Here is a 13423-nt window from a genome sequence, read left to right as displayed (position 1 = left end):
AAAAAATGAATGTGCGGTGATTTATTTTTGAAATTCTTGAAATTATATCAAAAATTTAGAGTTTTGACGGAGAGACTACTAACCTCATAGAGTGTAGCCTATATTTTCTTAAAAACTCTGCGGTATCACTGGAGTAATTAGTTGTGTTTGTAGCTAGTTCGCTATCGAAAATAAATTGTTCAGGTGCTAAGTTATATTTTTTGAAAAAACCAGCAAATTCAGATTTTGGTTTGTTACTAGTGACAAAAACTAGGGGTGCATAGCCCATTTTTAAAAGTTGAGTACCAGCGTACAACCTTTGCTCGTTTTCTCCAAATATCACGATTGAATCTGTCATATTTCGCTTATAATTTGATATATCAGATGTAGTTTTGGTAAAATAAAAAAAACCAAGACACCATAAAGTCATTATAAGGCTTATTAATAAACTTATTATTTTCATTAAAATAATTTTTCAAATTCTTTTTTCAACAAATAATCGAAATCGCTCATTGTTATTTCAATTCCAATATTAATTAATGAAGTTACTGGAAAATCATTTATTCCACAAGGAATTATGCCTGAATACCTACTAATATCTGTATTTAGATTGACTGCAATACCATGATAGGTTATCCATTTTTTAATCCTTACACCAATAGCGCCGATTTTTGCTGGAGCATTATCCAGATTAACCCATATACCGATTCTGCCATCAATTGTATAAGCATTAACATCAAGTTTGTCTAGTGTGTTAATGATCCATTGTTCTAGAAGACTTATGTATAGCTTTAGATCTGGTGATCTATTTTTACCTGCTAAATTTAGGATAGGATATATCACTCGTTGGCCTGGGCCGTGGTAGGTAAATTTACCTCCTCTTCCTGTATAAATAACAGGAATGTTGTTACTATCAGACAATAGCTCGTCATCTTTATAACTGGTGCCTGCAGTATATACATCTTGATGTTCAAGTAAGAACACTGCCTCTTTTTTTTTGTTTAGAATCACATCATTGGTGCGTTGCTGCATTAAATCTAATCCAGTGTTATAATCAATCAACCCAGGCAAAGATATCCAGTCTATGTGTTGCATTATTTTCGACCAAATAATTTTTCTATATCCTTAAGTTTAAGTTCGACATAAGTTTGTCTACCATGATTACATTGACCAGAAAATGGTGTATTTTCCATAAGGCGAAGCAACCCATTCATTTCTTCAGCATTTAAAACTCTACCAGCTCTGATTGCATAGTGACAAGCATATGTTTCAGTTATGTGCTCAATTAACTCGCTAAGAGCAATGTGTTCGCCCATAGATTGTAGGTGATCAGCGAGATCATGGACTAGTTGGTTAATGTTAATATCTCCAACTAAGCTAGGTATTTCAGAAACAATTATTGAATTTTCACCAAATTTTTCAATAGTTAAGCCTAGATCAGCCAACAGTAACTTGTGTTCATTTAATAATTCTGCCCTTTGGGTGTCTGGTAATTCAATAATAGATGGTATTAATAATCTTTGTTTAATCAAACCATTCTTCTCAATCTGTTCTTTGATTTTTTCATAACCTATTCGTTCATGAGCTGCGTGCTGATCTATAATGATTATACTATCAGGCGTTTGAGATATTATATATGTTCCGTGAAGCTGAGTTTTGGCTGCTCCCAAGGGAAAATCTGTATCTTTTTCTAACGATGGCGCTTCAACGTTTGATTGAGGTGTAGTTTTTATAAGTAAATTGGTATTACTAACTGCGTAATCAAGGCGTGCAGATATAGGTAAATTTTGTGTATGGCTTGTTGGTAGTTGGAATTTCCCTTGATTATTAGCACTTTTTTCATTGAAGCTTTGGGAAGATAGCGAAGTGGGGCGCATGTAATTTAATGCAGCACTTGATGCTATATTAGATACCTGGTTACTACTGCGTGCTAGAGCGTCTTTGACAGCGCTAATTACAAGGCTACGTATTAAATTAGGATCATGGAACCTCACTTCGCTTTTTGCTGGGTGCACGTTTACATCAACGAAGTGGGGATTGAGTTTAATAAACAAAACTGATACTGGGTGACGATCTCTTGCTAAATAATCTTGGTAAGATACTTTTAAAGCGATATTAAGTATCTTATCTTTTACCGGCCGATTATTGATAAAAAGGAATTGGTCATCAGAGGCTGCACGGTTATAGGTTGGTATAGAAGAGTAACCATATATTTCAACATCATCCCTAAAGAGAGAAACCTCAGTTGCATTTTCGGTAAATTCTTTACCTAATATCTCTTCAATTCTATCTTTTATGGTATTTGGATGTTCCCGGCTTTTAACGTTTATAATTTCTCGACCGTCATGAGAAAGCGTAAATGATATAGCAGGGTGGGCTAGTGCTATTTTTTTCACCACAAGAACTATCGAAGCGAGCTCAGTTTTGTCTGATCTTAAAAATTTTAACCTAGCAGGAGTTGCGAAAAATAAATCACGAACTTCTATAATCGTTCCTTCATTAATATTTGCAAGTATTGTTGGTTCGATTGTGCCACCAATAATGCTTAAAGAATAAGACGAACTATTTTCACGTTTTTTAGAAGTAATTTTAAATTTACTGATAGCTCCAATTGAAGGCAAAGCTTCGCCGCGAAATCCAAAGCTATTTATATTTAATAAATCGTCTTCATCAAGTTTAGACGTAGCATGGCGTAAGACGGCTAGTTCTAGGTCATCTTTAGTCATGCCAAAACCGTTATCTTTTATAACAATGAGGTTTTTCCCCGAGCACTCTAAAGTAATGCTTATTTTTGTAGCGCCAGCATCAATAGCATTTTCTACAAGTTCTTTAACTACTGAAGATGGTCTTTCAATGACCTCACCGGCAGATATTTTATTTATAGTGCTATTTGAAAGTATTTTAATCACTATTCTTACTTTGAGTTATGTTTACTATTCTTTTGTTTAAGTAATGTAGGGACAAGAATATCATTATTATTGTACAAATAAAATAAACAATTGGTAACCATATAATATTAGTTTTATGGTAGATAAAAGTCGATAAAAATGCAGTAGGCGCTGATATTAGAACAGACCCTATAGCATGACTTAGAGAGAATAGTCGATATCTTATAGCTTCTGGTATTGATTGTTTAAAAATCGCTGCAGCAGGCATTGTTACAAAAGGCATCAATGTTGCAATGCCAATAAAAACCCATTCGTTTAGTATCCTGTTATTTAGATATAAACATAATAAAATTGAACAAGTAAGTACTGCGAATACTGCAAATTTTGCTACAATATACGGACCTAATTTGTCTGCTATATACCCACCTACAACACTAAATATCATATAAGCAACGATTGCTAGTGAGATAATTTTTTGCATAGACGAGCGCTCAATTGTACCAATAATTTCAAAATTATAAGTTCCAAAGAACACTATTAGAAATTGATTCGTGCTACCTATGCTTCCAGCAAGAACTATGCATAGCAAAAATAATTCCCAATTAGTTCTAATAATCTTGGTTAATGATAAGTTCTGAAATTCGGAAAAACCATCTGTTTCATGCATTTGCTTATGATCAGAAAAATTAGTGATTTTCATAGCAAGTAAAGCTAGAATGCCTAAGACGCCTCCAACCAGAAAAGCAAATTTCCAGCTATAGCTGGGCAAATAATTTCGTGTAAAAAACCAGGCTGATAATGACGCGGTAAGTGACCCAGCTTGTGTAAAAAGTGTAGTTATGCCAACGCCTAAGCACCTCTTTGATGCTGGTATGTGTTCGTAGATATAAATTCGTACGCCGTCAGAACCGGAAGTAACAAATGCACAAATTGACATTCTGCATAAAAGCAAAATAAAAGCTGATAAAATGCCTACTGATTCATAGGCGGGAGCAATAAAAAGTATAAATGAAGCTGCTGATGTTCCAAATAAACTGACCTTAAAACTATTTGATCGGCCCTTTAAATCACCAATCTTACCAAAAATTATAGACCCCAGAGGCTTTGCAATCATTGCAATTGCCATCAAAAAATATGTGTTGAGAAGCTGAGTAATTATCTCGTCAGATGGAAAGAAATGTGAAGCAATATTTGCGGCCATAAAACCAAATAAATGGTAATCGTAATATTGCACAAAGACAGTAAATACTGAAATTATAAAACTTTTCTTGTTCACAAGTATTAACCCGTTCAATTTAGAAAATTATATCATCACACAAGTTTATCGGGCATCATACCGTGTTTTACCCAATAATTTCTTTATATACCTTTATGCTGAACTTGGTTCAGCATCTCCTTCTATTTGCATGAGATCCTGGGCCGAAGGCATGCGAAGCCCAATAAATTCAGGATGACAGCTTTGTTGTCCTGATCTATCAACTTTATTTACTGTGACTTAGCCATGTTGCGATACAAAGGTTTTGCCGCAATATGGACATGCAACTCTACCAAGTTCTGGATTAATTTCAAGATATACTTTTGGATGGTCATATGGTGATTCTTTACCTTTGCAGGACACAGAGGTTGAATTTGTTTTTTCGATTTCAATAAGTTGCATCTTTTAATCTTTTTTATATTAGTAATGATAGGTTATTATACTTTATATAAGTTATTTTTAGAAAACAAAAATGGTTTTAGCGTATATGAAAGACAAAGTCGTTATAATTACAGGCTCAACAAGTGGTATTGGTTTAGGAATTGCTAAGAAATTTGCTAGCAGTGGAGCAAAGATTGTTATTAATGGCTTTGCCGAACTTAAACAAGTGAATGAAATAACTCAAGAGCTAAAATCTCTTGGGGCGAATGAGGTATTATTTGATGGAGCTAATCTATCAAAACCGGAAGAAATTGATTCTATGTTTAAAAATGTTATAAACCAGTTTCAAGCTGTTGATATTCTTGTTAACAACGCTGGGATTCAGTTTGTTTCTCCGATTGAGGACTTCCCTCCGGAAAAGTGGGAAGCGATAATGAGAGTAGATTTGATAGCATCATTTTATACTATTAAGAATGCTATACCACATATGAAAAAGAAAAAATGGGGCAGAATAATTAACATAGCATCAGCACATGCGTTAGTAGCCTCACCATTTAAATCGGCTTATGTTGCTGCAAAACATGGAATGTTAGGATTGACTAAAACGGTTGCCCTTGAAGTTGCAAAAGATAGTATTACTGTTAATGCAATATGCCCAGGATATGTTAAAACTCCTCTTGTGCTTGGGCAAGTAGCTGATACAGCGAAGGCTCGTGGTATGAGTGAGGAGGAGGTGATTGACAAAATTATTCTTGGCGCTCAAGCAACTAAAAAATTTGTTGAGATAGAAGAGGTGGCATCACTAGCGTATTATCTGTGTAGCAAGGAGGCTGCTTCGATAACAGGAACTTCGCTTTCAATGGATGGTGGTTGGACGTCGCAGTAGAGAAGCAAGTCAGTTTATCTAGAAAGAATTATCTTTACTTTAATGTATATTAATAATATTTTGTTAAACAGTCCCAATCTGGGAATTCTAGCGCATTCGATAAATTGATGATTAATATAAAAAAAACACTATTATTTCTGACATGTTTGTTGTTTGTGCAAGCTGCAAAAGCTGTATTGCCAATTAGAATTGAAACAAAAGCTTTTGGTAAGGACGTTATTTTTGTTTTTTATCATGATAAAGATCAAATAGTTGATTTAAAAGCGACGGGCAATAATGTTACTGCTTCAATAAATATTCCCTCTGAATTCAATCTAGTAAATCCAGGTAAATTTAATGAGTTTGCTAGTGGTATTAAATCGACTTCTAATAACCAGAAAATTAACTTTACTGTTAAAGAAGACCTTGTGTACCAAAGTGTTATTAATGGTGAAAAATTAGATGCCATTAAATTCAAAACAAACAAAGTAAAAGAAGAAGACCTATCGACTATAGGTGCTGCAAATAATGATCCTGGAGCAATAAAATATTCAAATAGTTCTGGAGAACATGTTCTGTCGTTTAACCTTGGTAATGAAGATAGTAAAGTTGCTGCTTTCTTTAGGGGTAAGTATATTTGGATTGTGTTTGACCAAAAGAAAGTGTTTTCGTTTAAAGAAGGAGGGGTATTTAGCAAATTTGAGTTAATTCCAAGCGATAAGGGTACAGTCATGCGTATGGCGGTTGATCCTAGTTTGCACCAGGCGAAAATAGATCAGATAGAATCTGGTTGGAATATTAGAGTTGGAAGTAAAGAAGATAAAAATTGGCGAGCTCAAAATATATTAACACCAGAGCCTTTAACGGGGCAAGATGGATTCCTTTTAAAAGGTAATTTTGCTAAGAATGAAATTATCACCTTTGAAGACCCAGAACTTGGCGATGTTATTAAAACTCTGCCCGTTATTACTGGAGGTAGTAGAGTTTCTGTGCAAAGAGACTCTATTGAGTACAGCCTATTAAGATCAATCCAAGGCATTGCGGTAGTGCTACTTAGTGATGAAGTGACAGTAGAAAAAAATCAAGATTCTTTAAAAGTAATCTCGAATACGGCTTTGTCTGAGGATCACGTAATTGATGCTAATTTATTTCCATCTCCCATAGATGAATTTATAAAAATGCCTTCTATTTTGCCTTATTTGGATAAAAATCTGAATATTTTGGATTTTAATCAACAAAAAAGTAGGTTAATTAGTGAAGCTGCGCAATCCAAAGATAATTCAGAAGCTTTTGTTAGAAACCTTGCTCTTGCTAGGTTCTATTTTATACATGAATGGTACCAAGAATCGCTTGATTCATTAAAAATAGCTAAGCAATATTCATCAAATGATTATGAAGCAAATTTGCAAGCTAGGTTTTTAATGGCCGTAAATTATACTATGATAGGAGAACATTCATCTGCGAAAGATGAATATGATAGCTTACTCACATACCATGATATCCAGAGAGTTTCTGAGATAAATATGTGGAGTAAATTTAATGAGTTTGCTCTCGGATCTAATCCAAGCTCAATTGGTCTTTTAGAGTTAATGCCTAAAACAATTAACCTGTATTCAGATGATAAATACTGGTCAATGGTTTTTGCTGAAATTGAACTAGCATTACTTTCAAATGATTTAAAGCTTTTAGAGAGAATCTTTAAAGAGGTGCGTAGCCCAGCTGAAGGGAGTCAATACTTCAACAGCTTAAAATATTATAAAGCAAGTTATTATAGAAAAAAAAATCAGCATAATTTAGCAAAGCAGTACTATCGAGAACTAATGGCGCAAGACTTAGACATGTTCAATAAGGTTCGTGCAGAATTTGATCTAGTCAAGCTTCAAGTAGAGGAAGAAGAAATCACGCCATCTCAAGCAGCAGAATCATTGGAGAAACTGAGGTTTAGTTGGCGTGGCGATCAACTAGAGTATCAAATTTTGTTACAATTGGCTTCCTATTACCGAGATTCAAGAGATATGCTGAATTCTTTAAGGACATTTCAGTACGCCCAGACTGCGTTTAGTAATAAAGTAAGTAATTTTTATATTACTTCGGAAATGGCGAGGATTTTTAATGAAGTGTTTCTTCCTGGTGGTTTAGGCGAAGAGATGGATGATTTTACTATAGTTGCCTTATTTTATGAATTTAAAGAACTGAACCCAATTGGTGAACAAGGAGATGACGTAATTATTAGTATTGCAAAAAGATTAGTAAAACTTGATTTGCTTGACAATGCATCTGAGCTTTTGCGTCATCAGATTACATATAGGCTACAAGGTGAGAAAAGAGTGACTAATGCGGATAACTTGGCTGTTATTTTAATGATGGATAAAAAGCCATCTGAAGCAATATTAGTCTTAGATGAGACGGATAAAGATAATGTTAATTTTAATGAACATCAGTATAGGGTTAGGTTGCGTGCTCAGGCTTTAATTACTCTCGAAAAGTATGATGATGCTTTATTGTATTTAAAGGACGATAACTCTGAAGACGGAGAAATTATTAGACGTGAAGCTCTATTCCAGGCAAAATATTGGAATAAATATGCTGATCAAATAATGCCAGATTTTGATGATTTAGTATCTCGAGTTGGAGATAATATGGATGTAGCGCAAGATATACTGCGCTTAGCAATTTCCTACTACATGATGAACGTTCATGATCAATTAGTTGTAATTTCCAATGCCATTGGAGATAAAAATGCTATTCTAAAAAATACTGTAGATCTTTTAATAGCAAGTTCTGGTTCAGTAGATTATAGGAATTTAGATCAGAGCCTTGATATAAATCAGATGAAGACTTTGCTTGATAAATATAAGAATCAATTTCTTAGTAAATAGTAGTATTGATACTAAGCTGATGATTTTTAGTCGTAAGGAAAAATAAGGTCGTTACGCTGGGCTTGTTAATTATCTAATGTGGTGAATAAATTAAGTGTTTTGTTGGCGGTGGTTATAAGTAGAAGCCTCGTAAGACTTAAGGATTGGGCTGAACGTAGATGTGTTTTTACATGCTTTTCAGTTGAGGATCTTGTATAAAGGAAAGTAAGATAACAGTCATACCGGATTTGATCCGGTATCTCATGCAGCGAAAGAGATGCTGAATCAAGTTCAGCATGACGAACATGCCTATCTTGAGAGACCAGATAGGTCCTTATGACGATTTTAAGTTTACCCTAAGCTTAACTCAAAGATACGTGAAACCCATCAAGTGCAAGATAATGCTATTATTTAAAAAAACAAAAATATGACCGGATTTTTTAGTAAATTAAAAGCTGCGCTTAGTAAAACTTCTAGTAAGATTGGAAGTGGTATTGAGCATTTATTCATTAAGAAGAAGTTGGATGATAGTGCTCTTGAAGAGCTTGAAGATTTACTATTATTTGCTGATATTGGAACTAGTGTATCAAGCTCAATTATTACCTCTCTTAGAAAACACAAGTTTGATAAGGAAGTAACCTCCGAAGAGATCAAAAATGATTTAAGTGGAATTATTGAAGAGATTTTAAGCCAGCAAGATCATAGCTTTAAACTAGAAGATGGTAAACTGAATATAGTATTAGTTTGTGGTGTTAACGGTAATGGGAAGACTACAACAATTGGTAAAATGGCAGCCAATAGTTTTGCTCAGGGGAAAAAAGTAGCCATAGCTGCTTGCGATACATTCAGAGCCGCTGCTGTTGAGCAGATTGAAAAATGGGCGCAAAGATCAGGAGCTATTTTATATAAAGGTGAGAGTAAGGCTGACCCAGCTAGTGTGGCACATATGGCTGTTACAGAGTCATTGAGTAATGGTACTGATATTTTATTTATTGATACAGCAGGTAGGCTTCATAATCACAAAAATTTGATGGAAGAGCTTGTGAAAATTATACGTGTGATTAAAAAAATAGATGAAGATGCTCCTCACCATTCTTTATTAGTTATTGATGGTACTACTGGCCAAAATGCTGCAATACAAGTTGAACAATTCAAGCTTATAACGAATATTTCTGGTTTAGTTATTACTAAGTTAGATGGAACTGCTAAGGCTGGCGCCGTTGTTGGTATAGTAAAGAGATTTGCTCTTCCAGTGCATTTTATAGGGTTCGGTGAATCGATAGACGATCTTAAGCAATTCTCGCCAAAAGACTTTTCAAGAGCGCTTGTTGGACTTGAGATGAATCAGTAGCTGCTAAGTTGACCCCAAGATATTTCAGGTAATGTTTACCTGAAATATCTTAATAAATTCAAGAGATAGAATTATTCAACGGAATGTGATTCTGCACCGGCGAGGTCAACATGATCATCACCAGTTAGTAGTTCGCTTATTTCTAGACCACCTGAACTTTTATGCCCTTCCTTAGCGTCTTCTATAAGTTTAGAAGGAACAACTTTTTTTAACGTAATAAGCCCGCCAAGTGCTTCTGCACCACCTCTACCTAATATTTCAGATGTTTTGTTTGGTAAGCCAGTACGTGTCGCACTAAACTGGCTACTTGCAAAATCTGTATCTATGTCTTCTATGTGTATCTTTTGTTCTCTTGTATGTATTTTACTACCGTCAGTTTTTTCTTCATCAGTTGATTTGTTGAATATATCCACGCTGGTCTTGTCGTCGCTCATTGCTACTGATGACTTCTTAACATGTACAAGAGTGGCTATTGAAGTTGCTCCAGAAATAAGTGATATTACTCCAGCTACAATAGCTATAACTAATATTTCTACACCCATAAGATACCTCTGATTTGATTACTTTATCATCATACTAATTAAGGAGAATTTATTTACATACCCCTTAACTACTATCAAACCATTAATAAATTAATAATGCATTAATTTATTAGAATTAAATAATAATAAAGATTTTTACTATTAGGTAAAGCTTAATATAGGGCTGAATAATTATGGGTAACTTAAGTTCTAGCTAGAGAGATTACTTATACAAGTTGGTTATAGGAAACCTTCTTTCTTTTTCAAAATTTCTTTTAGAGATCTTAACCCCTGGGGCTGATTGTTTTCTTTTGAATTCTGCTTTTCTAACCATTTTTACGATGCGTTGTACTAGTTCCGAGTCGTATTTTTTTGAAAGCTCATATTGATCCAAGTTATTTTCGATATGGTCTTCAATAATTCTATCTAATATTGGATACTCTGGTAGAGAATCTGAATCTTTTTGGCCTGGAGCAAGTTCTGCAGTCGGAGCTTTTGTGATTACTCGCTGTGGTATAACGTTCATCGTTTTATTGATATGTCTGACCAGTTCATAAAGCTCTGTCTTATAGATATCTTTAATTGGGTTGAAAGCCCCGTTCATGTCTCCATATATTGTGGCATATCCTGTCGCGTATTCAGATTTATTTCCGGTTGTAATTAAGAGGGAACCTGTTTCATTAGCTTTGGCCATGAGGATTGTTCCTCTAATCCTTGATTGCAAGTTTTGAAAAGTAATCGAGCTTTCCTTTATTGGAATATCTTTATCTAGGGTTAATAAAAATGATTCAAAAATTTTACTTATATCAATTGATTTGAATATTATATTTAGGTTATTTGCGATATTTTCTGCATCTTCAACACTCTCTTTAGAAGTGAATTTGGATGGTAACATGTAGGAGGTTACATTTTCCTTACCTAGAGCTTTTTGAGCAATAACGGCAACTAAGGCAGAGTCAATTCCTCCAGATAAGCCAAGAATAACTTTAGTAAAGCCGTTGCCAAGAACATAGTCACGCAAACCAAGTACCATAGCATAAAATATTTCATCATAGATATTTAAGTTTAAATCATAGGTTGTGGTGCAGCGAAACTTATTATCAACTATTTCTACAAGTTGTTGGTCTGTCTCAAAAGCTTTACCAATCACTTTTACTTCACCATCATAGCAAAATGATCTACCATCAAAAACAATACCATCATGACCTAAGGCTTGGTTACAGTAAATGATTGGTACTTGGGTCTCATTAAACCTTTGTTTTACAATATTTACTCTCTCTTGCATTTTACCTTTTTCATAAGGAGAGCCATTTGGTACAAGAAATAGCTCTGCCCCTTGTTCTTTTAAATTGTTACATACTTTGTTAAACCAAATGTCTTCACATATAGGAATGCCAATTTTTTTGTCATTAATTATAATGATTGATGGTATCCCGTTAGTAAAATATCTTTTTTCATCAAATATGCCATAATTTGGTAACTCGTGCTTATAGGTTAGTCCAATAACTTTGCCGTGTTTGGCAGCAATTACTCCATTATAAAGTAAGCCATTTTGTTCCAATATCGGAGTGGGAAGGAGCAAGCAGGTGTGTTCTGTTATAGAAATAAGCTTGGTCACCTTAATTTGTATATCTTCTAAAAAATTTTTCTGGGTAAACAGATCTTCTGCAAAATATCCAGAGATTGCTAATTCAGGAAATAAACATATATCAGCATTTAAATTTAAAGCGCTTTGGTAGTGCCTTAAAATGGAATTATAATTTTCTTCCAGATCGCCAACTTTAGGTTTTGTCTGGCAAACTAGTATTTTCATGTTACCCTTAAACTGGTGTTATGTACCACATAGTACAATATAGTTTGTTATTAGGTCTATATTTATCTTGAAGTAAGATAAATATTAAATATTCTTTAATTATTGGTTGATACAATTCAAGAAAATAAATGATTGAAACTGATGAAAAACCTATTACTAATCATATTTTTATCCTTGCTGACATCAACAGTGAGAGCGGATTCTGGTGATAACCTTTTATTCCCACTTGATTGTGAATTAGGGAAATCATGCTGGATTTCTAATCTTCCAAGACATCATTTACACGGTAAGCAGCTTGATTTTAGGTGCGGGCCAATTACATACGAATACAACGATGGAACGGATATTGCGCTTAAGGATATTAAGCAGATGCAAGAAGGAGTATCAGTTATTGCTCCTATTAGCGGTATTGTCGAATTTAAAAGAGATGGAGTCGCTGATATCAATGTAAAAAGCACTGATCGTAAATCACTAGAGGGTAGGGAGTGTGGCAATGAAGTTATAATCTCAAATGATGAAATGCAAGTACGGCTATGTCACCTTAAAAATAAATCTATTCATGTGAATGTTGGAGATAAAATAAATCTTGGCGATGTAGTGGGGGAGGTTGGTTTATCCGGTTTAACAGAGTATCCTCATTTGCATATGAGCCTTCACGATAAATCTGATACCTTAGTAAGAGAAATAGATCCTTTTTATGGTTCTCAACCTGATTGTGGTTTGCAGCCAGAGTCGCTTTGGTCAAATCCAGAGAATATGGAAAAACATGCAACAACTGGAATTGTCTATAATTATGGATTCGCATTCGAGAAGATTACCGCAGAAAGGGTTATGTCTGGAGACTATCTTCGTGCACAACCGGAATATCCCGAAGAATTTATTGCATTCGTTGAAATTTTTTCTGTAAATAAGGGGGATAAATTGACAATTTCAATTTTAGATAGTGGTAATAACATTTTTGCAAAAAGAGAGCATGAGTTTGGTAAGTATCAAGCTAGGTATTTTCTTTTTGCTAGCAAAAATCTTAGAGGAGAGAAATTGCGCGGGGAGTATCATTTAGTAATAAGTCCCTCCGTCAAAACTCTCCCCGCCTGAATTAACAAGGGGTTTCATGTCATAAACAGCTTACAAAATCCATAAGAAAATGGTATAATTACCGCATAAAGCTTACGGATTTTAAAATTATGCCTATAGAAAATATTACTTTTCTCCAAAAACAAGAAAGGTTATTTGAAGAGAAATTATCTACAAAACTAAATCCTAAAAACAAGTTATATAAACTAAGGGATTTAGTAAATTGGTCTGAACTTGAAGCCAGAGCATTGCCTAACATTGAAATCAAGCAATTTGGTAGAAATAAGAAAGATCATAGAGTAATGCTAGCACTATCAATGCTTCAAGCTATGTACAACGGTTCTGATTCGTTTACGGAGGAAGAGCTAAAGGAAAATATTTATTGGCAATATTTTTGTGGTTATGAATATTTGCAGCAAGATCTTGATGTGTCTGAAG

12 protein-coding genes are annotated in these 13423 nt (G+C 34.3%); 5 read left to right on the top strand and 7 right to left on the bottom strand.

What is annotated here, in order from left to right; all coding sequences use genetic code 11:
* Window positions 1–55 precede the first annotated feature (55 nt).
* The 5 genes from Megvenef_RS03090 to Megvenef_RS03070 form a co-directional block, all read right to left on the bottom strand.
* Window positions 56–337: a hypothetical protein gene (locus tag Megvenef_RS03090; protein ID WP_322776536.1), complete on the bottom strand. Its 282-nt coding sequence runs from the start codon at window positions 335–337 to the stop codon at window positions 56–58.
* A 104-nt stretch (window positions 338–441) separates the two neighbouring features.
* Window positions 442–1074, bottom strand: a complete 633-nt coding sequence (gene lipB, locus Megvenef_RS03085) for a lipoyl(octanoyl) transferase LipB (protein ID WP_322776535.1) — start codon at window positions 1072–1074, stop codon at window positions 442–444.
* On the bottom strand, window positions 1074–2891 hold the full coding sequence (gene mutL / locus Megvenef_RS03080) for a DNA mismatch repair endonuclease MutL (RefSeq protein ID WP_322776537.1): 1818 nt from the start codon (window positions 2889–2891) through the stop codon (window positions 1074–1076). Before mutL ends, lipB begins: the two co-directional genes overlap by 1 nt.
* Window positions 2881–4143, bottom strand: coding sequence for an MFS transporter (locus tag Megvenef_RS03075; protein WP_322776534.1), 1263 nt, complete (start codon window positions 4141–4143; stop codon window positions 2881–2883). The genes mutL and Megvenef_RS03075 overlap by 11 nt, the downstream gene beginning before the upstream one ends.
* A gap of 219 nt (window positions 4144–4362) precedes the next feature.
* Window positions 4363–4524, bottom strand: a complete 162-nt coding sequence (locus Megvenef_RS03070) for a zinc-finger domain-containing protein (protein ID WP_322776533.1) — start codon at window positions 4522–4524, stop codon at window positions 4363–4365.
* A gap of 85 nt (window positions 4525–4609) precedes the next feature.
* Between Megvenef_RS03070 and Megvenef_RS03065 the strand changes: the two genes are divergently transcribed.
* The 3 genes from Megvenef_RS03065 (at window position 4610) to ftsY (ending at window position 9577) form a co-directional block, all read left to right on the top strand.
* Window positions 4610–5389 (top strand): 3-hydroxybutyrate dehydrogenase, encoded by a 780-nt coding sequence (locus Megvenef_RS03065; protein WP_322776532.1) that lies wholly within the window; start codon window positions 4610–4612, stop codon window positions 5387–5389.
* Window positions 5390–5496: 107 nt separating this feature from the next.
* Window positions 5497–8247, top strand: a complete 2751-nt coding sequence (locus Megvenef_RS03060; protein WP_322776531.1) for a tetratricopeptide repeat protein — start codon at window positions 5497–5499, stop codon at window positions 8245–8247.
* A 406-nt stretch (window positions 8248–8653) separates the two neighbouring features.
* Window positions 8654–9577 carry a signal recognition particle-docking protein FtsY gene (gene ftsY / locus Megvenef_RS03055; protein WP_322776530.1) on the top strand — a complete coding sequence of 308 codons (924 nt, stop codon included), beginning with the start codon at window positions 8654–8656 and terminating at the stop codon, window positions 9575–9577.
* Window positions 9578–9648: 71 nt separating this feature from the next.
* On the opposite strand, the gene Megvenef_RS03050 is transcribed toward ftsY, so the two are convergent.
* Both Megvenef_RS03050 and Megvenef_RS03045 read right to left on the bottom strand, forming a co-directional pair.
* Window positions 9649–10119 (bottom strand): hypothetical protein, encoded by a 471-nt coding sequence (locus Megvenef_RS03050; RefSeq protein ID WP_322776529.1) that lies wholly within the window; start codon window positions 10117–10119, stop codon window positions 9649–9651.
* Window positions 10120–10321: 202 nt separating this feature from the next.
* Window positions 10322–11911, bottom strand: coding sequence for an NAD+ synthase (locus tag Megvenef_RS03045; protein WP_322776528.1), 1590 nt, complete (start codon window positions 11909–11911; stop codon window positions 10322–10324).
* A gap of 141 nt (window positions 11912–12052) precedes the next feature.
* Between Megvenef_RS03045 and Megvenef_RS03040 the strand changes: the two genes are divergently transcribed.
* Together Megvenef_RS03040 and Megvenef_RS03035 are read left to right on the top strand one after the other, a co-directional pair.
* On the top strand, window positions 12053–13006 hold the full coding sequence (locus tag Megvenef_RS03040; RefSeq protein ID WP_322776527.1) for a M23 family metallopeptidase: 954 nt from the start codon (window positions 12053–12055) through the stop codon (window positions 13004–13006).
* An 89-nt stretch (window positions 13007–13095) separates the two neighbouring features.
* Window positions 13096–13423: transposase (locus Megvenef_RS03035; protein ID WP_322776028.1), on the top strand; the 328-nt coding region annotated here is incomplete at its 3' end.

Source organism: Candidatus Megaera venefica, assembly GCF_034554655.1.
Taxonomy (GTDB): domain Bacteria; phylum Pseudomonadota; class Alphaproteobacteria; order Rickettsiales; family Rickettsiaceae; genus Megaera_A; species Megaera_A venefica.
This window is presented reverse-complemented; position numbering and strand designations above follow the sequence as displayed.

Coding starts and splice junctions, on each gene's coding strand:
- Megvenef_RS03090 (WP_322776536.1), bottom strand. CDS start 337: ATGACAGATTCAATCGTGATATTTGGAGAAAACGAGCAAAGGTTGTAC.
- lipB (WP_322776535.1), bottom strand. CDS start 1,074: ATGCAACACATAGACTGGATATCTTTGCCTGGGTTGATTGATTATAAC.
- Megvenef_RS03070 (WP_322776533.1), bottom strand. CDS start 4,524: ATGCAACTTATTGAAATCGAAAAAACAAATTCAACCTCTGTGTCCTGC.
- Megvenef_RS03065 (WP_322776532.1), top strand. CDS start 4,610: ATGAAAGACAAAGTCGTTATAATTACAGGCTCAACAAGTGGTATTGGT.
- Megvenef_RS03060 (WP_322776531.1), top strand. CDS start 5,497: ATGATTAATATAAAAAAAACACTATTATTTCTGACATGTTTGTTGTTT.
- ftsY (WP_322776530.1), top strand. CDS start 8,654: ATGACCGGATTTTTTAGTAAATTAAAAGCTGCGCTTAGTAAAACTTCT.
- Megvenef_RS03050 (WP_322776529.1), bottom strand. CDS start 10,119: ATGGGTGTAGAAATATTAGTTATAGCTATTGTAGCTGGAGTAATATCA.
- Megvenef_RS03045 (WP_322776528.1), bottom strand. CDS start 11,911: ATGAAAATACTAGTTTGCCAGACAAAACCTAAAGTTGGCGATCTGGAA.
- Megvenef_RS03040 (WP_322776527.1), top strand. CDS start 12,053: ATGAAAAACCTATTACTAATCATATTTTTATCCTTGCTGACATCAACA.